General features: G+C 38.5%; 21 protein-coding genes and 1 pseudogene. 13 read left to right on the forward strand and 9 right to left on the reverse strand.

The genetic code is table 11. The features are described from left to right. The first annotated feature begins 19 nt into the window (after positions 1 to 19). The 8 genes from SHI21_RS12090 to SHI21_RS12125 all read left to right on the forward strand — a co-directional run bounded on the left by SHI21_RS12090 (position 20) and on the right by SHI21_RS12125 (position 9,514). Positions 20 to 2,110, forward strand: coding sequence for a hypothetical protein (locus tag SHI21_RS12090; protein ID WP_323576847.1), 2,091 nt, complete (start codon positions 20 to 22; stop codon positions 2,108 to 2,110). A 25-nt stretch (positions 2,111 to 2,135) separates the two neighbouring features. Then, complete coding sequence (locus SHI21_RS12095) at positions 2,136 to 4,364, forward strand: hypothetical protein (protein WP_323576848.1); 2,229 nt, start codon at positions 2,136 to 2,138, stop codon at positions 4,362 to 4,364. A gap of 126 nt (positions 4,365 to 4,490) precedes the next feature. Then, positions 4,491 to 4,997 (forward strand): winged helix-turn-helix transcriptional regulator, encoded by a 507-nt coding sequence (locus SHI21_RS12100; protein ID WP_323576849.1) that lies wholly within the window; start codon positions 4,491 to 4,493, stop codon positions 4,995 to 4,997. After that, the gene (locus SHI21_RS12105) at positions 4,997 to 5,476 is read left to right on the forward strand and encodes a GreA/GreB family elongation factor (protein ID WP_323576850.1); all 480 of its coding nucleotides are present in this window, start codon (positions 4,997 to 4,999) and stop codon (positions 5,474 to 5,476) included. The genes SHI21_RS12100 and SHI21_RS12105 overlap by 1 nt, the downstream gene beginning before the upstream one ends. Positions 5,477 to 5,732: 256 nt before the next feature. Then, entirely contained in the window at positions 5,733 to 7,547 is a 1,815-nt protein-coding gene (locus SHI21_RS12110; protein WP_323576851.1) for a methyl-accepting chemotaxis protein, read from the forward strand. A gap of 63 nt (positions 7,548 to 7,610) precedes the next feature. After that, the gene (locus SHI21_RS12115) at positions 7,611 to 8,171 is read left to right on the forward strand and encodes a flavin reductase family protein (RefSeq protein ID WP_323576852.1); all 561 of its coding nucleotides are present in this window, start codon (positions 7,611 to 7,613) and stop codon (positions 8,169 to 8,171) included. A 280-nt stretch (positions 8,172 to 8,451) separates the two neighbouring features. Then, the gene (locus tag SHI21_RS12120; RefSeq protein ID WP_323576853.1) at positions 8,452 to 8,730 is read left to right on the forward strand and encodes an RNA recognition motif domain-containing protein; all 279 of its coding nucleotides are present in this window, start codon (positions 8,452 to 8,454) and stop codon (positions 8,728 to 8,730) included. 64 nt (positions 8,731 to 8,794) lie between these two features. Next, positions 8,795 to 9,514, forward strand: a complete 720-nt coding sequence (locus SHI21_RS12125; RefSeq protein ID WP_323576854.1) for a hypothetical protein — start codon at positions 8,795 to 8,797, stop codon at positions 9,512 to 9,514. Here the strand turns inward: SHI21_RS12125 and SHI21_RS12130 are convergent. Continuing rightward, positions 9,489 to 10,040 (reverse strand): phospholipase D-like domain-containing protein, encoded by a 552-nt coding sequence (locus tag SHI21_RS12130; RefSeq protein WP_323576855.1) that lies wholly within the window; start codon positions 10,038 to 10,040, stop codon positions 9,489 to 9,491. The genes SHI21_RS12125 and SHI21_RS12130 overlap by 26 nt on opposite strands. Positions 10,041 to 10,131: 91 nt before the next feature. Continuing rightward, on the reverse strand, positions 10,132 to 10,317 hold the full coding sequence (locus SHI21_RS12135; protein ID WP_323576856.1) for a hypothetical protein: 186 nt from the start codon (positions 10,315 to 10,317) through the stop codon (positions 10,132 to 10,134). 136 nt (positions 10,318 to 10,453) lie between these two features. Between SHI21_RS12135 and SHI21_RS12140 the strand changes: the two genes are divergently transcribed. Continuing rightward, the gene (locus tag SHI21_RS12140; RefSeq protein WP_323576857.1) at positions 10,454 to 11,020 is read left to right on the forward strand and encodes a methyltransferase family protein; all 567 of its coding nucleotides are present in this window, start codon (positions 10,454 to 10,456) and stop codon (positions 11,018 to 11,020) included. Here SHI21_RS12140 and map read toward each other — a convergent pair whose 3' ends face one another. Further along, positions 11,021 to 11,761: a type I methionyl aminopeptidase gene (map, locus tag SHI21_RS12145; protein WP_323576858.1), complete on the reverse strand. Its 741-nt coding sequence runs from the start codon at positions 11,759 to 11,761 to the stop codon at positions 11,021 to 11,023. Between the two features lie 353 nt (positions 11,762 to 12,114). Here map and SHI21_RS12150 point away from each other — a divergent pair. The 3 genes and pseudogenes from SHI21_RS12150 to SHI21_RS12160 all read left to right on the forward strand — a co-directional run. Further along, positions 12,115 to 13,497, forward strand: a pseudogene (locus SHI21_RS12150) (HAMP domain-containing methyl-accepting chemotaxis protein); the annotation flags it as partial. Positions 13,498 to 13,893: 396 nt separating this feature from the next. Continuing rightward, positions 13,894 to 14,745 carry a CheR family methyltransferase gene (locus tag SHI21_RS12155; protein WP_323576860.1) on the forward strand — a complete coding sequence of 284 codons (852 nt, stop codon included), beginning with the start codon at positions 13,894 to 13,896 and terminating at the stop codon, positions 14,743 to 14,745. Between the two features lie 8 nt (positions 14,746 to 14,753). Further along, the gene (locus tag SHI21_RS12160; protein WP_323576861.1) at positions 14,754 to 15,236 is read left to right on the forward strand and encodes a chemotaxis protein CheD; all 483 of its coding nucleotides are present in this window, start codon (positions 14,754 to 14,756) and stop codon (positions 15,234 to 15,236) included. On the opposite strand, the gene SHI21_RS12165 is transcribed toward SHI21_RS12160, so the two are convergent. Both SHI21_RS12165 and SHI21_RS12170 read right to left on the reverse strand, forming a co-directional pair. After that, positions 15,220 to 16,911: a hypothetical protein gene (locus SHI21_RS12165; protein ID WP_323576862.1), complete on the reverse strand. Its 1,692-nt coding sequence runs from the start codon at positions 16,909 to 16,911 to the stop codon at positions 15,220 to 15,222. The genes SHI21_RS12160 and SHI21_RS12165 overlap by 17 nt on opposite strands. Next, the gene (locus SHI21_RS12170; protein WP_323576863.1) at positions 16,898 to 17,905 is read right to left on the reverse strand and encodes a hypothetical protein; all 1,008 of its coding nucleotides are present in this window, start codon (positions 17,903 to 17,905) and stop codon (positions 16,898 to 16,900) included. Before SHI21_RS12170 ends, SHI21_RS12165 begins: the two co-directional genes overlap by 14 nt. Before the next feature lie 203 nt (positions 17,906 to 18,108). Between SHI21_RS12170 and SHI21_RS12175 the strand changes: the two genes are divergently transcribed. Next, positions 18,109 to 19,359: a GAF domain-containing sensor histidine kinase gene (locus SHI21_RS12175; protein ID WP_323576864.1), complete on the forward strand. Its 1,251-nt coding sequence runs from the start codon at positions 18,109 to 18,111 to the stop codon at positions 19,357 to 19,359. A 31-nt stretch (positions 19,360 to 19,390) separates the two neighbouring features. On the opposite strand, the gene SHI21_RS12180 is transcribed toward SHI21_RS12175, so the two are convergent. The 4 genes from SHI21_RS12180 to SHI21_RS12195 form a co-directional block, all read right to left on the reverse strand. Then, positions 19,391 to 19,837, reverse strand: coding sequence for a hypothetical protein (locus SHI21_RS12180; protein ID WP_323576865.1), 447 nt, complete (start codon positions 19,835 to 19,837; stop codon positions 19,391 to 19,393). Between the two features lie 61 nt (positions 19,838 to 19,898). Next, on the reverse strand, positions 19,899 to 20,978 hold the full coding sequence (locus SHI21_RS12185; protein WP_323576866.1) for an NAD(P)H-dependent flavin oxidoreductase: 1,080 nt from the start codon (positions 20,976 to 20,978) through the stop codon (positions 19,899 to 19,901). 11 nt (positions 20,979 to 20,989) lie between these two features. After that, the gene (locus SHI21_RS12190) at positions 20,990 to 21,505 is read right to left on the reverse strand and encodes a GNAT family N-acetyltransferase (protein ID WP_323576867.1); all 516 of its coding nucleotides are present in this window, start codon (positions 21,503 to 21,505) and stop codon (positions 20,990 to 20,992) included. Between the two features lie 95 nt (positions 21,506 to 21,600). After that, complete coding sequence (locus tag SHI21_RS12195) at positions 21,601 to 22,830, reverse strand: AmpG family muropeptide MFS transporter (protein WP_323576868.1); 1,230 nt, start codon at positions 22,828 to 22,830, stop codon at positions 21,601 to 21,603. Between the last annotated feature and the right edge of the window lie 78 nt (positions 22,831 to 22,908).

The following is a 22,908-nucleotide window of genomic DNA, read 5'->3' on the forward strand; positions in this document are numbered from 1 at the left end:
CTTTATGGTGGGTACTGTTATGTTGAAACATCTTTATAAGACATTGTTGATATCAGTTATTTCAGGATCGTTGTTATCTTTTAGTCCGGCAATTGCTTTAGCTGGTGAAGCGCCGACACAGACAACGACGGATAATAATGGGGTTATCACTGCGAAGACAAGTCATAAGTTTGATGAAGTAAGTGATACCGACATGATCGCTTCTGTTGCGATGATCGCTGCTGGAATTATCACTGGAAGAATGATTATTTATTATAGACCTTTAACTATGGACGTTATCGTTGCAGCGGCCGCTGGAGCAGCTTATATTGCAGGTGAACTTTTAACGACTATTAAGTTCAATGGCACAATAAAAGCGATGACTGTTGAAGTTGAAAAGAAAAACAATGGTGAAGTAAACGAAGAACAAGTTAAGCGTTTAAAGGATTTAAAAGCTTCTTATGAAGAGGCTAAAAAAACGATAGGTATTAAAAAAATACTTCAGCTTGGTGCTGCTACTGGTTTCGCAGTTGCTGGAGGAATGGCCGCTTACATGCATATGTCAGAGGATGCTACAGTTGCAGCTTGTAAAGGTGCTATTGAAGCAGCAGATCTAAAACTTAGTAACTGTGTTGCAGCTGGAGCTAGTGGAGCAGCAGCATCTGAAGCTACTTCATGTGGTAAATGTTTGACAGATTTGAAAGCTTATAATGTGGAGTATTTGAAATATATTAATCAACGTGCTGTTCCGATGTTTAGTTTTTTTGCTGATGAAAAAATTGCTAGTAATGAAACATTTTTACAGGCACCTATTTGTGCAGTTGATCCTGGAGTTGCGAGTAAAGAAGTTGGATTATCTATTAAGGAAACATGTACTGAAGGTTCAGTTAATATAATGATTGCAAATCAAACGAATGCTAAAGCACCAGGAGATAGACTACGTGGTGTGAATAGTGATTTTTTCAAAAAATTCATGAAACAACCTGTTTATGCTTTTGATAAGAATCATAAATTAGAAGAAAATAAAAAAACATTACTTGATAAAGTTTTAGGATTTCTACTCCCTAAAGCAGAAGCGGGAACGCTTCAATTGCTAGGATACGGAGCTGCTACATTAGCTGCCATTACGCTTGTTTCTGGTACTACAATGACTGCACTTGATACTCAAATGTTTGTGCCTTTAAATAGAGCAGTTGCCTGGGGATTATTAGCAGGTGTTTCTTTAATGTCAGCGAAGTCATCAGATAACGTTATAAAGAAATTAGATGCTAACATTGCAAAGATCGATGCAATCCTGGCCGACTTAAATAAACTGGCAAAGGGAGTGAAGGCCCAAAATATTAGTCAACAAGGTATCAATCTTTCGACAATCAATCCTAGTGCCGTGGCGCCAATATCTTTTTCAACTGATTCGACACAGAGAACTGATTGTATGGCCAATAATAGTTCAACTAACTGTGAAGTGTTGGCGAACAAGCTGACTTCAATGCCAGGTTTTGCTAATTTGCCAGATTCGTTTAAAGACATTGCATCTCAATCTGTAGCTCTAGGTGATAGCTTGAATGGTGCAAATTCAATTAGCGGTTCAACACTTTCAAATGCAGAGGCATTAGGTGCTAAACAAAATGCAGTCGCAAAGCTTTTAAGAAACCAATTGGATGCAATGAATAAGAGACTCGGTTCAAAAAATTCATATGAAAAAAAGCAGGAAAAATTTCAAAAAGGCTTGGCCGCAAAAATTAAAAAAGACTTAGCAAGTAAAGGTATGACAGCAACAACTTTTATGGCAAGTATCGGATCAACTCCAATTGATTCTTCTCTCGCTAAAAAAGATATTACTCCAGCAACTGGAAACAAATTATCAGTGAAGAGCAGTCCAATTAATATTCAAGACGGAGCTGGAAGCGATAGAGATGCTTCATCTTTAAAATTAGATTTCAAAGAACAAACACCTGGTGACGGCCTATCAATGGGAGAAGTTGCTTCTTCTGGTGGGGCCGCAAAAGAATACGATATCAAATCACAGGAAATCAACGGTGAATTTGGTCCATCATTATTTGAATTAATTTCTGGAAGATATATTAAATCAGGTTACCCAAAACTTCTTGAAGAAGAGCCGTCTAAGAACTAGGTTTTTTAACAAGATCGAGGCACGTATGTTGAAGCTACTTTATAAAACACTTCTCGTTTCCGTATTGTCGGGTTCCTTATTGTTGCTGGACTTCAGCTACAAGGGCGCGATGATTAACTCTGCGATGGCAGAATCAGTTAAGACGGAAAAAATTAACGACTCAGATTTAATGGGAACTCTTACCATGACGGTTGTTGGGGTTTTAGCGCAACGTATGTACACATACAAACCAACAGTCGATATTATGCTGGCAGCAGCTGGTGGAGCGATTTTTCTTGCAGGTGAAGTTTTAGCTTTCGTAGGACTTAAAGATGTTCTTAAAGGAATGGAAGAGCAGATCACCCGCGACAAAGCTGGAAATGTTAATAAAGAACAAATTGAATCAATCGAAAGATTGAAAAAAACTTACGAAGAAGCGAAGAAGACTGCCAATCAAAAAAAGATGTTACAGATGGCAGCAGCAGCAGCCTTCGCAGCAGCAGCAGTTGCAGCTTATACAATGGCCGCAGGTGACCTAGCTGCGCTTTCGACATGTACAGCGGGAATAGGTACAGGGTTAGGATTATCAAAAGCCGTAGCAGCAATCTGTCAGGGGTATGCTTCAAATCCTGCTTCGGCAGCAAAGGCTCCTCCATGTTATGCAGAGCTGGCAGCATGTACTGCCTCAATTACGACTTATCAACAATCAGTAATGAGTTATGAGATGGGTCGCCAGTCAATTGGACCATCAATTCCATTATTGACAAAAGCTGTTGCTACAGAGGCAACGCTTGGTGTGCAATTAAATACAATACCTGTTGTATGTTTAACTGATTCAAAGATAATGGCCGTTCCGGTTAAGGCATGTAATCTTTTAGTTCCTAACAATGTAAAAGGTGAATCGTCCGGGCGTTTGCTCGTTGAAGCCAATGCAGCAGTTACATATAAGGCGCTTCCAGCAATCTATAAAAGAATGTTTGCTAATGAAACAGAGTTTATTGAACTTGCAAAAAAAGGTCAGTCGAATTCGCCACAAAAATCGTCAGATGGAATGTTAAGCAAGATTACAGATTTTATTTTTCCTCAGGCCAACGCTGCACTATTTAGTGCAATGGGGATTGCTTCAAGTTTAGCCATTTCATTTATCCTTGCAACTTCGGCGACAATTGGACCAGCTATCGATATGTATATGTTAATTCCACAACATCGTGCCATCGTTTGGGGAATTCTTTCTGCATTAACTTTTGCTGCTACAACATCAACTAATAATGTTATTGCACAGATTGATTCGAACATTAAAAAAATTGATGAGATTTTAAAAGCAATGTACTCAATGGCAGACGGTGCAACAGGAACTCAGATCGCAGCAACAACGGCATCACCACAAATCCAATCATCTCTTAAACCAGCAATTAATGGAGCAGCTAATGCTGTTAATTATGAAGCGGTAGATTTATCAAAAGCAGTGAATGGAACACTACCATGTGGGACAGGAGAAGAAGGTCAGAAGTGTAAGCCATTCGAAGATACAGTAAAAGATCTTCCAAGCTATGAAGGTTTAAATGCTGAATCACAACTTCAGTTATCAAGCATTATGAAAACTGCCGATGGACTAAGTGGAACTTCTACTATTTCAGCAGGAGCATTAAACAATGCTTCGAAATTAGCAGGTCAGTCTAATGCGCTAAAATCAGCAATGGACAAAGCAAGAGCTGCTACAGCGGCCGCTTTGAAAAAATCTGGAAGTGGATTCAATATCGATGCTGAATCAAAAAAATTATCTGATCAAATGGAAAAAGCAGTTAACGATAATCTTAAAAAGAGCGGTACGACTGCAAATGGAATGGCCGCCAACTTACAAGGTGGAAGAGGCTTTTCTGGATTAGCAGCTGCGAATACAAGTGCGAGTGATGCTGCTGCTAAAAAAGCAGAAGCTGATGCCTTAGCTGCAGCTCTTGCTAGAGCAAAAGGTGGAGCAGGTGCAAATGCTATCAATATAAACTCTGGGTCATCAGAAAAAATGGATCTTGGATTAACAGGTGTTGATAATGGATCAACAGGTAAAATGACTGCAGAAGAATTAGCTGCGTACAATGAATCAGCAAAAAAAGCTGCCGGTAATATAGACGACTACGATATTAAAAATGACATCTCAAAAGATACCGGAGCAAATCTCTTTGAATTGATCTCGAATCGCTACCAACAATCGGGTTATCCACGATTGTTTAAGCTCAAAGAGGCCCAACCCGACCCCGTTCAGGCCGTTAAGAAATAAACTATAAACCCCTCAATAGAGGGGTTTTTTTTTGATTAATTGACTCTTTTTTACACCAACTATTGTCATGGTTACGATTGTATACTAAGCTTACATAAAGAACTGAGTCTACAATAAGAGGTTATTATGAAATTAGATACTTATAGTCAAGCTACGGCCGAAATTAATGAAAATGAAGCGCTAAAAGACGCTGGTGAGCAGACTCCAAAGGAGTTTTTCGCTAAGAAATGTGATGGATCAAAGAAGGAAGATACTAAGCACGGAGTTTGCCCTCTTAGAGAGCTTTTAAGCCGCCTTGGAGACAAGTGGAGTGTTCTTCTAATCCTAACGTTAGCAAGAATGCCAAAAGAGCGCGCACGCTTTTCTGAGCTTAAGAGAAGCCTTCCGGATATCTCACAAAGAATGCTTACAGCAACTTTAAGAAACCTTGAAAGAGACGGATTAATCTCTCGCGAGATGTTTGCTGAAGTTCCTCCAAGAGTTGAGTATCAATTAACTGAATTAGGAGTTAGTATTTTAAATCCAATGCGCGATATCGTTAATTGGATCGAAGGTAACTGGACAACAATCATCACTTCACGTGAAGTGTTTGATCAAAAACATCCTAAAGAAGTGGAAAGCGAGCTGCAGTAGTGATTGATAAGAAAAAGATAGTTGAAACGTTAATTGAAAAATTAAATACTGAATTAATAGAAGTCGAAAGTGCCGCCAAGTCTACCAAAGACTTGGCCACTGCCGACGACTTAAAATCTGAAGGCAAATACGACACCCGCGCAATCGAAGCATCGTATCTGGCAAGCGCTCAAAATAAACGAGTCGAAGAAATCAAATTAGACATTCAAATGTTAGAAGATCTGGCCATCTCTATTGAGCCGGCAACGAAAATGCAATTAGGATCTCTGGGACTCATTCGTTGTAATGGTCATGAGAGATTTTATTTTCTATCGACGACATCAGGCGGATCAATGCTGATGATTGATGACAAACCTATTCTGGTTATTTCTGTGTTTTCTCCAATAGGAGATGCAGCTTTAGGACATGGGCCTGGAGATAGCTTTGAAGTGGAAACACCGAAAGAAATTCGCCAGTATGATGTTGTCGAAGTTCACTAATTAAAAATAATCCAGAATCCTTTTGCAAGCGCACTTTTTGGGCACTTTTCCGAAAGGACTTTTTATTCTTTTATTCCAATTTTCATTTTCCTACAAATCTCGTTTAAAAGCCTCTTGAGGCTTGCTTTTTAAGTCTGTGAATACAAGCTGATCCTTAAGTTAATTTTAATTTTCAAATTCACCATCATAAGAAAAAAATTATTTTCGATAAGCTTTTATACTTAATAAATTCTAAAAACCTACGAGGACTTTTGCGATGAAGAACTTTAGCTTAAAGGCAAAGCTGCTTTCTCTTTCACTTTTTTTAATTACGATTTCTATCGTGATTGGTGGAGTTTCATATTGGAGTGTGGGCAGTGTCATTAAAGAATACTCTGTTATCTCTGATATAAGCTATCCGAATACATCGGCCATGTTGCAAATGTTTTCTAATTACAGGTCATCGAGAATTGAAGCGAGTCAGCTGATCTCTCCAAATGTTCCTGCTGATGTTAAAAAGAATGTTTATGAATTAATGGAAAAAAATCTGGAGCTAGACAAAACTCTTGATAAAAAATACCTTGAACAGGATTACTTGCCAGGGGAAGAAGCACTTTATTTAGAGTTTAGAAAAACAATTGATGAGGCCAATAAAGATTTTAAGCAAATCATGCAGATGTATAAAGAAAATAAAACAGATGCAGCTTCACTTGCGACGATGGTTTCTATCGTTAATGGTAAATTGGGAACTGATGGAGTTCAGGCAAGAATCACGGCAGAAAAATTAAGAGAGTTTCATGAAAATCAGGCCTTAAAGTCAGAAGATGAAGCGAAGGATGCAGGAGCTAGCGCTACAAAGTTAACTGTTATGCTCATTCTGATATTCGGCGTGATTGGTTTTGTCACAGCATTCACTTTCTCAAATATGTTAACAGCAACTCTAAAAGCTATCAGTGACGCTCTTGATGATTCAAGCACACAGGTTTCATCAGCTGCAGGACAAATTGCAGCTTCATCACAAGAACTTTCTCAGGCCGTAACTGAGCAAGCTTCATCTTTAGAAGAAACATCTTCATCAGTTGAAGAGATGAGTTCAATGGTTAACGTGAATACTGAAAACGCCAAAAAGGCTTCAGAGAATTCAGGACTTTCAAAACGTCAGGCAGAAAGAGGGCGTACAGTTGTTGAAGAGATGGTTCAATCAATGTCTCTTATCAATGATAGTAACAACAATATTATGAATCAGATCAACAAATCTAACGAACAGATGGGTGAGATCGTAAAAGTGATTCAGGAAATTGAAACAAAAACAAAAGTTATTAATGATATCGTTTTCCAAACTAAACTTCTATCGTTCAACGCTTCAGTAGAAGCAGCTAGAGCTGGTGAACAAGGTAAAGGATTCGCTGTCGTTGCTGAAGAAGTAGGGAACCTTGCTCAGATGAGTGGGAACGCTGCTAAAGAAATTTCAGAAATGCTTGCTTCAAGTGTTCACAAAGTAGAGGCCATCGTTCATGAAACAAGAAGTAGTGTTGATGGATTAATTGCTGATGGTAAAGAAAAGGTTCGCAATGGAACAAAAGTTGCTGAAGAGTGCGGGGAAGTGTTAGCTGAAATTGTAGCAAACGTTTCTAATGTTGCGACAATGGCCAATGAAATTTCTGTAGCAAGTGATGAGCAATCTAAAGGGATTCAGGAAATCACAAAAGCGATGGGGCAGCTGGATCAAGTGACTCAGACCAATGCTCAAACATCAGAGCAAGCTGCACACTCTGCTGAGCAATTATCAGTTCAGGCCGTCTCTCTTAAAGATCAAGTTGTAACTTTGGTTGCAGTGATCAATGGAAATGGTAAAAATATTCCAGTCGTTACAAAAGTTAAAACGAAAACTGAAACGCATACGAATACAAAAACACCTCCCAAAGCGAGTAATGTGCTTCCTATGAAAAAGGCACCAGCTCCAAAACCTGCAGCGAAAGTTGTAAGTCATGCACCAGTTGCCACTCCTAAAAAAGCAGCAGCGGGCATTAATGGCGGTAAAGCAGTAGGAAATCTTCCAAGCTATGATCACCCTGGATTCGAAGACGTTTAATTTATAAAGAATTAACCTCCGCTGTCATGGACGCATTTTTGCATTCATAACTGCGGAGGCCTTATGAAAAATTTTACTAAAGTCGATTTTCCCGTTTCAAAAATTCGCCGCTACTTAGAACCTGGCCCCATCGTCTTAGTCAGTTCCAAATATAAAAACGAAACAAACATTATGACTATGGGCTGGCATACAGTATTGGAGTTTTCTCCTTCGTTAATCGGTTGCATGATTACGAGCGCTAATCACAGTTTTGAATTGATTAAAAAGAGCAAAGAGTGTGTGATCAACATACCGACTGTTGATTTGATTAACGAAGTTGTCGGTATTGGTAATACTCACGGCAGGGAAGATCACAATAAGTTTGAAGAATTTAATCTCACACCCGTTAAGGCAAAAATAGTTCAAGCTCCTCTTATCAAAGAGTGTTACGCGAATTTTGAGTGCAAGCTGGTTGATGGAAAAATGCTTGGAAAGTATAATTTCTTTATCTTTGAAGTCGTCAAAGCACATGTTGCAATTACTCCTAAATATCCTAAGACGATTCACTATACGGGGGATGGAATTTTTATGATTTCGGGTAAACATATGAACATGAAGAAAAAATTTAAAGCGCAAAATTTATGAGAACAATCACTATTATGAGTGGGGAACCTGGTTTTTATAAAAACCAATTTACTTCGTGTACAAAAGTAGCCCACTAAGTCATTGATAAATTAGAAAAATCTAATAATAGGTAAAATTAAGTATATCTTTTGGATAAAATTGAGTTAGATTGGTCTCGTAAACAATAATATTTCGTTTTTTATTCGATCTTTCATCAAAATCTAATAGTAAATCAAAACATTAATTCGTACACAATTTTAGCCACAACTATGTGGCCGTATTTATATTTGGAGTTTTTTTTATGTCACAAAAAATCTATGTTGGTAACCTTGGTTATTCAGTTACTAGCGAAACATTATCAGATAAGTTTGCACAGTTTGGAACAGTACAATCAGCAAAAGTAATCATCGACCGCGATACTAATCGCTCAAAAGGATTCGCTTTCGTTGAAATGTCTTCAAGCTCAGAAGCAGCTGACGCAATTTCTGGTCTTAACGGAACAGAATTCGAAGGTCGCAATATGAACGTATCGGAAGCCAAAGAAATGGCACCGAAGCCTAGAACAAACAGCCGCTGGTAGTTTAATCCATAGAGCCCATCAACAACATGATGGGCTTTTTTTTTACCTTTTTCCCTAAGAATTAATGCTAGATAAAACCAAGTTCGATGCCCAGTCTCTTTCTTTCGTTCTTCCTGAACACATGCGCGAGCGTGAACACTCAAAAATGATAGACCGCCAGTTAGGATTTAAAATCTTAAAGATTGAGCAAAAACTCATCAAACAATATAAACCATTTTATATGGCCGCTGATTATGATGGTGAGAAAAAATCTTTTGATGATGGAGCAGAGGCGTGGATTGGATTACATCCTCAAATTCTTTTAACTCCTTATTCTGAAATTTATAAAATTCTAACGAGTATTACTCGCTACAAAATTAAATCGATTACAGACTTTGGATGTGCTTACGGCAGAATCGGAATTGTGGCCTCAGTGCTTTTTCCAGAATGTAAGTTCATAGGTTATGAAATTGTTTCTGAACGTGCCAAAGAGGCCGAAAGAGTTCTTGATACACTTGATAGCAGCTCACATGAAATTCACACCATCAATATTTTAGATGATGATTTTATTTTACCCAAGACAGATGTTTATTTTATTTATGACTTTGGACATGTCGAACATATTAAAAAAATTCTCGATAAGCTCATTGTTATGATGAACGGACATAATTTCATTCTGGTCGCCAGAGGTGATGAAGTCAGGTCCATCATTCAAATGTACTACCCATCATTCTACGTCCGTCACAAACCGCTACATAAGCGTGGCTGGAGTATTTTCTTTAATCACCCAGAGATGCTGGATTAGATTTCGGGGAACCGTCATTCCATAAAATTTCAAAATCTTCCTGGTATCTTTGGATGGCATCTTTATCTGCAATGTAGATTTGATTTTCTGTGTTGTTGTTTGCTGCACTCATTGAGTAATTGAATGAGCCTGTCTGCAACATCATTCCATCAACGATGCTGAATTTGTCGTGCATGGTACCACCTGAAGCCTTGCCGATTTTAACAGGAATGTGAGCAGCAATCAGTTCCTTCGTTTTAGATTTAGAACCTCCAGCTTGAGCTTTATCGACCACCACCCTCACGACTACACCGCGCTCTTTAGCAGCTATAATGGCATTCGTAATGTCTGAATGAGTAATAGAAAAGATCGCGATATCTAATGTTTTTTCTGCGATATTTAAAACGCTAATTAATTTTTGAGCACAATCTTCTCTAGGGGAGAAGCATGTATCCATATTTTTAACTGAAACTTGGGCCGCTTCTGCGTAAGCATGCGTGCATAGAAATAAAATGATAAGGAGAAATGCTTTCAGAAAGGCCTCCATGATTGGTTAGGTGGGCAATCTAAAAATGGTAGCATTTGTTTTTTTATAAAGTAGTGTCTAAACTACTTACATTTGTATGACGGGTGAAGACTTACGAGGCATTACTGAATTCTGTGGGAAGAGGGATGTTACGACTTTCTAAAGTTTCTATCATTGCATGCGCAAGTGTGAATGCTTGCTGATCACTTATGAGAGGGCGTTTGTTCTTAATTTCTTGAACTAGTTTTTCAATGATAAGAATGTGGCCTACAAGACTTTTAGCATTCTGGATCGTCATCTCAACCTCGCTTATATCTTAGTTTGAGTATTCAAACTATATGTTATATATTCAAACACACTGTCGGCTTAATTCAAAATTCTTTTAAGCTGATTTTTCTCACATTAGATAAGTTATTAAAAGTTAAGGAGTTTTAATGGTTTTAGGTTTCTTTATTATCTTCTTTTGCATGGCCTTTGTTTTACCTACCGTCAGGGTTTATAGGGCAAATGGGGTAGTTCCCATTACTTTTAAAAACAGTGAGAGCGCCCATGATTTGATAGGCAGCTACATGAAGCTTTTGTTTGTTTTGATTTTTATCAGCGCGCTCTCATATGAGTTTTTTAAATTCACGGAGTTTTTTAATCATGAGCATACGACTTTAGCAGGATGGATTCTTATGATCCTCTCATTAATTTTTATGTGTGCTGCTCAAGTGCAAATGAAGGATTCGTGGAGGATTGGGATTGATGATAAACAAGTCACAGAATTGCGCACTCACGGAATTTTTTCTTTTACGAGAAATCCTATTTTTGCAGCAACGATTGTTGCGCTGTCTGGAAATTTTCTCGTGTATTCGACTGCACTTAATTTAATGATTCTTGTTTTAGGAATTGTCTTAGTTACAATTCAAATCAGACTGGAAGAAGAACATCTTTATAAAATTCATAAAGAGAAGTACGCCGACTATAAAAACAAAGTGCAGCGGAGACTCTTTTTTTAATTAAGTCAGGATAATGGGTTTGTGCTTAGTAATGATCATTGTGTGCTCGTACTGAGCGGCCACATTTCCTTTCTCACCTGAGAGTGTCCATCCATCTGCACCTTCTTCAACTTCAGTTGTGTGAGTTGATAGAAAGGGTTCAATCGTGATGACTTGTCCTTCTTTAAGGATGCGGCGGTCGTTGCGGTCATAGTAGGGAGCAATGAATTTTGGTTCTTCATGAAGAGCGCGTCCTACTCCATGGCTTCCAAGGTTTTCAATAATTTTTAAATTATGTTTTCTCGCTACTTTTTCAATCGCTTTTCCAATAAGATTTAAAGGAGCTCCGGCCGTAGCAGCAGCAATCGCTGCATTTAAGGCTTCTCTTGTGGCCTTCATGACTTTCTTTTGAATATCAGTCGATTTCCCCAGTACAAAAGATCCACCAGTGTCGGCGAAGTATCCATCTAGTTCAGCAGAGACATCAATATTGATCAGGTCACCATCTTTAATCACGTAATCACCAGGGATGCCGTGAGCGATGTCTTCGTTGATTGAAATGCAAGTAGTGCCAGGAAAGTTGTAAGTGTATTTAGGAGCAGACTGAGCATTGAATTTTTCAAGGTGAGCTCGTCCAATTTCATCCAACTCAAGAGTAGTCATTCCTGCTTTTGCTTCTTTCATCATAAGCTTTAATGTATCAGCTACGATTTTACCGATGATCTTAAGCGCGACGATGTCTTGTTGAGTTTCAATTGTCATATGTACTTCCTTATAACTCTTAATATAGCTGGTAATTTAAGTAAAAAATAGAGCCCCTACATTTGTGTGTTTTTTCTAACTTTCACAGGAACTCAATCAACAAATTTTATATGAATATCAGGTAGTTATTATTCCTTTCGAAATGAAAAATAAAGAAAGTGATATTTTTTATTTATAAACAAGGCACTTTTGTCTTAGGCCTGTTTTTTCAACTCTATGAAATCTAACATTAGAATTTAAGTTTTATGTATAGGCCCTTGGGCCATCAATTTGATTTTTATGTGCACGATAAGTTTTCTAAGAATGAATCGCAGTATCAAATTTTATAGCAAGGAACATGTATGAAAAATTTCAGTATTAAAGCAAAGCTTCTGATGCTTTCAGCTTTTTTAGTCAGTGTCTCGATTGTTTTAGGGGCCGTTTCTTATTGGAGTATGAATAAAGTTATTAAAGATTTTTCGGTTGTGACTGATACAAGTTACCCGAATACATCTTTGATGCTTGAAATGTACTCGAACTACAGATCAGCACGACTTCAGGTTATGATTCTGAACTCTAATGCTGGCCTTGAAGGGAAAGAAGCTGCAATTAAATCTTTTAAAGGTAGTTTAACAAGTGATGCCGAATTTCAAAAGAAGTATATGGAAGTAGAGTTTCTGCCGGGTGAAGATGTCATATATTCTAAATTTCGTGCAGGTCTTGATAAAGGTTTTAACTTATTTCAACAAGCAATGACTCTACTAGAGTCAGGGAAGAAAGATCCTGAAACACAGGCTAAAATCGATGATCTGATTAACAATAAAATTGTAGAACTTGCTCATGAAACGAGAACAAGTAGTACAGCTTTAAAAGAATTTCACATGGGGCAAGCAAAACATGCAGCCGAAAGTGCAAAAGAGAGTGGTGCTAATGCTACAAAGATTATCGTAACTTTAATTATTGTTATGGGATCAATTGGTTTTGCAGCAGCTTTCTTCTTTTCAAATTCTCTAGTGGGAACTCTTAAGCAAATCAGTGACGCTCTTGATGAATCGAGCGCACAGGTATCTTCAGCGGCAGGACAAATTGCTTCTTCTTCTGAGGAGCTTTCTCAAGCAGCAACAGAGCAGGCTTCATCTTTAGAAGAGACATCTTCATCAGTTGAAGAAATGAGCTCAATGGTCAACATCAATACAGAAAACGCGAAAAAAGCATCAGAGAATTCTGAAATATCAAAAAGACAAGCAGAGAGAGGACGTACAGTTGTTACAGAAATGGTTCATTCAATGTCTCAGATCAACGAAAGTAATAACAATATTATGACTCAGATTAATCATTCAAATGATCAAATGGGTGAAATCGTGAAAGTTATTCAGGAAATTGAAACAAAAACAAAAGTTATTAACGATATCGTTTTCCAGACTAAACTTTTATCTTTCAACGCTTCAGTAGAAGCAGCGAGAGCTGGTGAGCAAGGTAAGGGATTCGCGGTTGTTGCTGAAGAAGTAGGAAATCTTGCTCAGATGAGTGGGAACGCTGCTAAAGAAATTTCTGAAATGCTAGCTTCAAGTGTTCATAAGGTAGAATCGATTGTTCAGGAAACGAAAAGCAAAGTAGATGTACTGATTGCAGACGGAAAAGAAAAAGTTGCAGCAGGGACAAAAGTTGCTGAAGAATGTGGTGAAGTTCTGGCCGAAATCGTAATCAACGTTACAAGTGTAGCAACGATGGCAAGTGAAATTTCAAATGCAAGTTTCGAGCAGTCAAAAGGTATTCAGGAAATTACAAAGGCCATGGGGCAACTGGATCAGGTAACTCAAACCAATGCAGCGACATCTGAAGAAGCAGCAAGTGCAGCCGAGGAATTATCATCTCAGGCATCTTCATTGAAGACTCAGGTTCTATTATTAGTTGCAACGATTAACGGAACGGCTGCACCGACGGATGATTCTGTTGTGAGATCGACTCCGACAAAACCAACAATGAATAAATCTACGCCAACAGCTAAAGTGATGCCTTTTAAAGCACCGGCCAAAAAATCAGCACCAGCAGCAAAAGTAGCTCATGCAAGACATGAAGCTGCTCCAGCTAAAAAAGCGGCAGGTGGATCTCTTCCAAGTTACGATCATCCAGGTTTTGAAGAGGTATAATTTTTGAGTGAATTAGCGATCCAATTTTCAAAAGACGAAAGAGTTATTAAAGACGAGGACTTTGCCTATTTCCAGGCCCTCGTCTTTAAGCTTGCGGGAATTACTTTAAGTGATAAGAAGCGCGATTTGCTGCTTACGCGCTTAACTTCTCATCTCAAAAATAGCGACCTCGGTTCTTATTCTGATTACAGAAATTATCTGCAAAGTCTTCCTGAAGATCATGGAGAGTGGCAGAATTTTATTAATCTAATGACGACTAATAAAACAGATTTTTTTAGAGAGATCAGACATTTTCAATATATTGAAGAAGTCCTGATCCCGAAGTGGATTCAATCTAAAAAAAGTGAAATAAACGTCTGGTCTGCTGCCTGCTCAACAGGCGAAGAGCCTTATACGCTGGCCATGTTTTTAGAAGCTAAGCTTCCGGTAGGAATGACTTATAAAATTTTTGCGTCTGATATTGATACCAATGTTTTAGCGAAAGCTAAAAATGGTGTTTATTCCATGATCAAAGAATCTGAAATTCCTGAAGAGTATAGAAAAAAATCTATCGAGTATGGAAGAGGCGAGATTGCGGACTGGTTTAGAATAAAATCATCTCTAAAGAGCAAAATTACTTTTTCGGCCTTTAATCTGGTTGAAGACTCGAAGTCAGATGGAAAATTCGATCTGATCCTTTGTCGAAACGTGATGATTTATTTTTCTCGTGCCGTGGTGGAAAAAGTTGCGATCAATCTTTCACAGTCCTGTTTGGATGACGGAATTCTTTTTATCGGACATTCAGAATCACTACAGGGAACAAAAACACCGTGGAAAGTGACGACTGCTTCAGTTTATTCTAAAAACAGGCGATAGTAGTCACCATGAGTGACGAATCAAAATTAAGCTTGAATATCGGACAAATTATTGTGGTCAAAGACCCTGCGGTTATTTCAACTGTTTTAGGTTCATGCGTTTCCATTTGTCTTTTTTCACCCGGAAAACATTTTGCAGGAATGATTCATTACGCTCTTCCATACCAATTCGATCACAACCTGGATGACGATCCTCTAAGATATGGGGACCAGGCCATACCAATACTCATCAATGAAGTTAAAAAGCTCACAATGGGGCCATCATCGTCTTTAAAAGCGAAAATTATTGGTGGGGCCAACTGTCTGGTGAGAGCTTCTGGTGGTGGATTCAATAATATTGGTGAACAGAATATCCAAATGGCCCGTGATATCTTGAGTGCCCACCATATTGAAGTGGTTGGTGAGCACGTCGGTGGAGAAGTCGGGCGCAAGGTTTTTTTCTATACGGCCGACGGTCGGGTTCAGGTTGCAAGTCTTAAGCAGTCAGCCTAGTTTCATAAAAACTGACAAGAGCTATGCTCTCGCCAGTTGGTCTTAATGCTTTAATAAAAAATGTGAATTTCAAGATATCAAAGTTTTTGATCTCTTCAGGATTAAGCAGTTCATTGTATTTTGCTTTCATCGCATCTGTTAGACCACTTTTCTTTGAGAATTCTGCGAGTGCTCCCATAACCTTGGTTTGTGCTTCGGTTTTGGCAAGCTCTCTCGTTGCACGGTCAGCAGAGATCATCTTTGCGTTGTACTCAAACATAATTTTTTTCAATGCTTCAGTATAAGCTGTTTGAGCATCGGCAATCTGAGTTGCTAGTCCTGGTTTACCAAGAGTTTCAACGTGTTTGCTCCAGTCGCGGAATGGAAAAGAGAAATTTCTATAAAGTTCTAATTCTGTTTGCTCGAATTGCCCGTATGGAGGAAAAAGAGCACTTAACATATTTTGAACATCATTAGGTTTAATCTTACTAAAGTTTTTCTCAGTATCAAATTGTGCCAGCGTGCTGAATGACTTGAATGATTCTTTTCCTTTCATCAGGAAATAAGTTTCACGAATAATTCTGTCTTCAATGCACTTAACGTTTTGGTGACAATCGCGCACTTCACTTGCCAGACGACTTTTTTTGTAAGCAACGTCGGGTCTGAATGAAAGTCCACCAATAAACTTATGTGAAACAACCAGATAAGACATTTGTTTTAGTTGATCTTCACTATAGGCCTTGCCTTCTACAATACCGTCAATTAGCTTTTCAAGCTTGTCGTGTTTTAATTTATTCATTGGCCCAAGCCAAGGATGGTTAAAACTTTTTACGGCCTGAACTTTTGGATCTTTTAAAAATCTTTCATAACCTGTTTCGAGTTTTGATAGAGTATCAAAGTCGTTCATGAAGTTATAATAACCAAGAAGTTCTGATTTTAGTTCTTCTCTTGCTGCCTTGTTCTCTTTTAAGAATGCTTTATCCAGCGGATTGGAAACCGTCAGCTGCATTGAACCTACGCCAAGATTTTTATTAATAATTTTGATTTTAGAAATAATTTCTTCAGCTGTATTTGAAGGATCGAGAACAATCTCAAAGTGTCCTGCATCGTAAACAAAAGAGTCTGGAAGAGCTGCATTTAATTCTTTATCATCTGTAATCTTGATGAGTTTTCCTTTTGCTCTATAAGCAAAAAGCTGATCCTCTGGAGCTGCATCTTCAGATGCATCGATAAGATCATCCATTTTTTTCAGACGGGCCGCTGGAGTCATCGCCAGCCATGCCTCTTTAGAGTCATTGTAAAATGGAGGAGCAGGCATATAGTTTTTCAGGAGAACTTCCGTTTCATCGTGAAGATACTCTGATTCAAAACCATATTGAATTTGATAACCTTCTTTACCTTCAAAACCTTTAGGGTAACGAAGAGGATTTTTGGCCATGGCCTCAGTGATTTTTTTAGCAGTTACCTGATTGTGAAGTAAATCGGCAGCAGTGTTTGGTTTTTCAGCACCAAAAAAATATCTAACAGAGTCCCAGCATTCTTTAGCACCGGCAGGAAATCTATCTGCCATAAACGGCTGATAAAAACTCACGTCTTCACGGTAAGGCACAGGAGTATAGCGATCCGGCCCTGTCGCACATGAACTCGCTAAAAGAACTGTCAGTAAAAGAGCGCTTTGGGTTTTATTGTTCTTCATAGTATTTCATAATCCCGATTGGAGAAATATTTTCGTTAATGTTACCGTTATCTAAAGATTCTTTGATTGATTTAGCAGCGCCATCGTATGAAAGCGTAATACCAAAATATTTTTCCATGACATGTCCTGCTGAACTTGAGCATGAATAACTTTGAGTAAAATATTCTTTTCCTTTTTTGATAACAGGAACTTTGATTCCTTTTTCAGAATCTAGAAAGAAATTTCCGTTTTCTTCAACGATTTTACCAGTGATGTTATTTTCATTTCCATACTTTGGTGACTCAGACTGAAACTTCAGAGTCTTTCCAAAAGTTCCATCGACTTCATGAATTTTTAGTAGTGGCGAGTAAGCATCAAAGGGCGGAACGTTGTTAGAAGCTGACACTTTATAAAACATCTCAATTTCTTGTGCCATCGCTTCAATTTTATCTTTTCCAATGTGGAAGATGTAACCCATCGAACCTGACATTTCAGGGTTCGAACTATTTTTCATTCGAGGAGAAAAATTGTTAATAGAAGTTGATTGAATAAAATTGAAAGAATGAAGCTTCTTTCCAATTCTTAAAGTGATGTGCCCAAAAGGCTCAACTGGTTCAAATATAATTTCTGCCGTCTGTTCCAGATATTCGTCATAGTCTGGATACTTGTTCATGACATTTATATTGGCCTGGTATTCAGTATATTTTTTTCCATTAGGAAATTGTTTTACCTGAGGATTAAGTTGAGTTAACTCAGGAAGAGGTTTGAGAACAACAGCATCTACGCCATTGGCCTTTGGATTAAAAAAGTTTCTAACACCTGATACACATCGATCTACCCAATCCGCAGGCTCGCGTTCGGAAGCAGATGGATAAGTGGACATCATCTGACGTTCTTCAGGAGTGATATCTCTTGAAGACCATGCGACTTGAGTGGGTTGGTGTGAGCAACTTGCAAGAATGGAAATTAAAAACAGCGAAGTGATTAAAATTCGCTTATTTTTTTTGATTGGCATCTTCAAAACTCCTACAGAAAATATTTAACACCTGAACTTATCGGTCAGGTATGGAAAAACATTAGCGTGATCATTTAACTAATCAATTTTATAGGGAATTCAGTATGGCGGACTTATGATTCATGACCGTACTCATAAAGACAACCTTACTTACAAGGCCTATGATAACCAAAGATAAAGGACGTATTGTAAGGCAGATATTTATGGAGTTTACCGGTGAATTAAGTCATTCCACTGAAAAACAAGTCGAAGTTTGCGATCGTTTTTTAACTAGTCCGGAAAGGTTGAAGGCCTTACAAGATACCGGGCTGATGGATAGTCCAACTGAAATTGCTTTTGATCGTCTTGCCAATCTTGCTGCACGAATTTTAAAAGTTCCTCTCACAATCGTTTCTTTCGTTAGTGATAAAAAACAATTTTTTAAAGCAGGACATGGCCTGCCGGCACCATATGATGTCATCCGTGAAGTTCCGATAGATGGATCCATTTGTCGTTATACACTTCAAGGTGAACCTATCATTTCTAACGATGCATCCACTGATCCACTTTTAAAATTTCACCCGGCCACAAAACCGTGGGGGATTGGAGCTTTTATAGCTCTTCCAATCATGACAGACGATGGGCATTCTATTGGTGCATTTTGTGCTGTGGATTCTAAGGCCAGAGTCTGGAGTGAAGATGACATTGAAGTTATGCGTGAGCTGACAGCTTCCATTATGACTGAAATTAATTTACGTTCACAGATTGAAAAATTAAAAAGTGAAAGAGTGATGCGCGAAACTTTCGTGGCCGCTTTAACTCATGATTTACGTACGCCACTTGCGGCCTCAAAATTGGGTGCACAGCTTTTGATCCGATCAAATCCTGAGTCTGGCCAGGTGAAAAAAACAGCAGAGCGTATTACTGAAAATATTGATCGTGCTGATTATATGATTCAAGACTTACTTGATGTCAGCCAGCTTAACATTGGTGAAAAAATTCCATTGGATATCGTTGAATGTAACTTGATTAAGCTTATTAATAGATCACTTGAAGACTTTAAGGCCCTTTATGCGGACCGTTTTGATTTGATTGCCGAGGAAGATATTTGTGGGCATTGGGATGAATCGGCCATTCGCCGTATTGTAGATAATTTAGCATCTAATGCGATTAAGTATGGATCAAAAGATTCTCCTATTAAAATCATTGTGAAAAAATTAGAAAACAATGTTCAGATACATATTCACAATGAAGGAACTCCAATCAACGAGGCAGATCAGTCTCATATCTTTGAGCCATTTCATCGTTCAGTCTCAGCTGCTCAAGGGAATCAAAAAGGCTGGGGGCTAGGTCTAGCTTTAGTTAGAGGTTTAGTTGAAGGGCATGGTGGGAAAATCAGTCTTGAGAGTTCACTTGAAAAAGGGACAACTTTTATTATTACAATTCCAGTTGATTCAAGAAATATTAGCAAATAAAGACCCGGTTTATGGCCGGGCCATTGTTAGATTATTCAACTTCTCTGTCTAGAGTAATATCAAAACGAACATCCCTGTCGCCTCTAAAGTCAAAATATGAAAGGTAGTACTGAACTTGATTATCATTGATATATTTTAGGTATTCATCCTGAACCATCTCTGATGTCTCAATGTTATAAATTTTAAAACTAATTAAATCTTTTGAAACAATGATCTTGTTGATAAAAAGTTCACCATCCATTTCAAACTTATATTCATACAAACCGTAGTTCATTCTCACAAGACCGATAATATTGTAGCTCATGCCTTGTTCTGTGTAGCAGTGTCCGTCTGCTTTAATTGAAGCCGAATTTGAAAGGACCTCAATCCAGCAGCCAGTCGATTCGTCTGCCATTTTGTTATGGTAACTTCCCATCTCAAAAGAAAAAGCGGGAAGAGAGAATATTAAAACTGTTATTAATGTAATTAATTTTATCATTGAGAACTCCTTGAGTGAATGACATCAATTAGCTCAATTTTTTTGAAAGAAGTAAATCAGCTTAATCAAACATTCTCATTCTTTTTAAGGCCTCATTGGCAAGATGCTTTGTAAGTTCTTCTGCCGGTAATTCCACAGCTAAGTGGGCTGCTTGCCCTGACCACATCGACATGAAATCGCCAGAACCCATCGGTTCAGTTTTTGCTTTTAATGGTGAGAGTGGACCTCCTGCAAGCGGAAATTCAGGAGCAAGGATATTCATCGGGCCTAGTTCTTTAGTGAGACGATTTTCAATGGCCCTGGCAGGTCTGCCGGTAAAAATATTTGTTAAAGTAGTTTGATTATCTTTCACACTCTTCAATGCTTTTCTATGAACAGGGGAGATGAGGGATTCAGGACAAAATAAATAAGCAGTCCCGATTTGCACGGCAGAAGCTCCAAGGGCGAAGCTTGCTACAATTCCGCGTGCATCAGCAATACCACCACTGGCGATAACTGGAATAGATACTGCGTCGGCAATTTGTGGAACAAGCGCCATCGTTCCCACTTGAGTATTGATATCGAGAGATTGAAAAATGCCTCGATGTCCACCAGCTTCAAACCCTTGAGCGATAATGGCATCACAACCATTCTCAGTAAGGAAGCGTGCTTCATCCACTGTAGTCGCAGAAGATATAATCTTAATGTGAGCAGCTTTTAATTTGGTGACAAGTTCTTTTGCAGGAAGACCAAAATGAAAACTTACAACTTCAGGTTTTAATTCAAGTACCAGCTCGCAGGATTTTTCATCAAATGGATTTCGACTTGAGGGAGTGTATCCATTTTTACTATCTAGACCAAATTCATGGTAATAGGCTTCAAGTTTTTTTAACCAATTTTCCTCGCGTATAGAATCAGGTGCAGGATTTTTATGACAGAAGAAATTCAGGTTAAGTGGTTTATTTGTTTCTGCGCGAAACTTTTGAACTTCATTTCTTATTTGATCGGCAGTATACAGTGCACAAGGAATAGAGCCTAAACCTCCGGCCTTTGCAACAGCAATTGCCATGACGGAATTGTTAGCACCGGCCATGGGTGCCTGAAGAATTGGCAAATCAATATTGAATAATTTTAGAATTCTCGTGTCAGACCAAGTTTTCATAAACGCCTCGATTAAAGATCAATCCAATAACGCTTCTTATGATCTTCTGTAATATTTTCCAGAACGCCACCATTCTTCTCAATGGTTTTCGCTGATGCAATATTACTCTCATCACAAGTGACAAGGATACGGTCAAGTTGAGGAAAATGTAATTTTATATAGAGAATAGATTCACTTAGGATTTGAGTCGCATATCCTTTGCGTCTTTCTGAAGGAACAACGCCGTAACCAACATGCCCGCCGATAATCATCAAGGCTTCACTGAGAGTGTGGCGGATTGAAACCCGGCCAACAATTTTACCGTGAGAGTTAAAAGCAAAAAGTATTGTGCTTGGAACGTGCTCACTCGGGATGAGTTTCCCTTTGGAAAAGAGTGGAAGGACTTCAACATACTTTTCAAAAGAATTATGAGCAATGGATTCGAAGTAGTGAGCAAATATGAAATGACTTTCCCACAGCTCGTTTGAGGCAGCACTAAAAGCGGCCTTATCACTGAGTCTTAATTCTCTTAGAGTGATCGTATTCATGCAGAAGATTTTAATTGGGAAATGAATTATATGTCGAGTAGGAAGTAGAAAAAAAACTGCTCAGGAACAGGCCCTGAGCAGATGAAACTAAAAAATCATTGTCCTTCGTGGTGAACTTGCCATTTGTTATAACGAAGTAAAAGAAGCAGACCTGGAATCGAAATCAGGATAGAGATAATGAAGTACATTTCCCATCCAACACTTTTCATAATATATCCAGACGGTGTTGCCACTAAAGTTCTAGTAATGGCCATAAAGCTTGTTAGTAAGGCAAACTGAGTTGCCGTGTATCGTTTATCACAGATGTTCATCATGAAAGCAGTGAAAGCTGAAGTTGCTAAACCACTACAAATATTTTCAATACAAACTGCGGCCATCATTACAGGATAGTTTTTTCCAACGTGAGCTAGGATGTAAAATGAGAATCCTGAAAGTGCCTGGACAATACCAAAGACCCAAAGAGATTTTTTAATTCCCCATTTATATAGAAGGGCACCACCTAAAAGTGTTCCTCCAATTGTCGCAAACATCCCGACACCTTTTAATACATAACCGATATCTGATTTAGAAAATCCCAAATCCATCATGAATGGAGTTGTTAGTGCCATAGCAAAAGCAACGTCGAGTTTGTAAATTAAAATGAAGATTAACATTTCAACAGCACCAACGCGGCTGAAGAATTCAGTGAATGGTTTGTAAACAGCATCCATTAAAGTTTTTGGAGGAAGCTCTTTTGCAAGAGGCTCTGGCCCAAAGATACTTGCCAGAACACCAACGGCCATACATCCGGCCATTATTAAATAAACCATCGACCATGACATGTGGTCAGACATGATTAAAGCTAGTGCACTTGAAACCATCATGGCGATTCTGTACCCCATGATGTTAATGCTTGCTCCGGCACCTAATTCATTTTCATCAAGCACTTCAATTCTATATGCATCAATTGCAATATCCTGGCTGGCACTAAAAAAGGCCACGCAGACAGCAAAGAAGGCAACGTATTGTGGAGTTAAAGTTGGATCGCTAAATCCAAGGGCCGCGATTGTAATAATTAATCCAATTTGAGTCAGGATCATCCAGCCACGACGACGTCCCATAAGAGGTGGAACGTAGCGATCCATTAACGGGGCCCAGATAAATTTTAATGTGTAGGGGATACCAACCAAAGAAAAAAGACCGATAGTACCGATGTCGATGTTTTCGGTTTTCATCCAGGCCTGAAGAGTTCCGCCGGTTAAACCTAATGGTAAACCTGAAGCAAATCCCAGCATAAGAACGACGAGCATCTTCCAGCTGGCAAAGACTTTGAAAATTGATTTCATAAAATATCCCTTAGAATAGTGAGTACTCTAATTGTGACATTTTATTGGTAAATACCAAATGGTTTTTTTATTACCAGT

The organism is Bacteriovorax sp. PP10 (assembly GCF_035013165.1).
GTDB lineage: Bacteria > Bdellovibrionota > Bacteriovoracia > Bacteriovoracales > Bacteriovoracaceae > Bacteriovorax > Bacteriovorax antarcticus.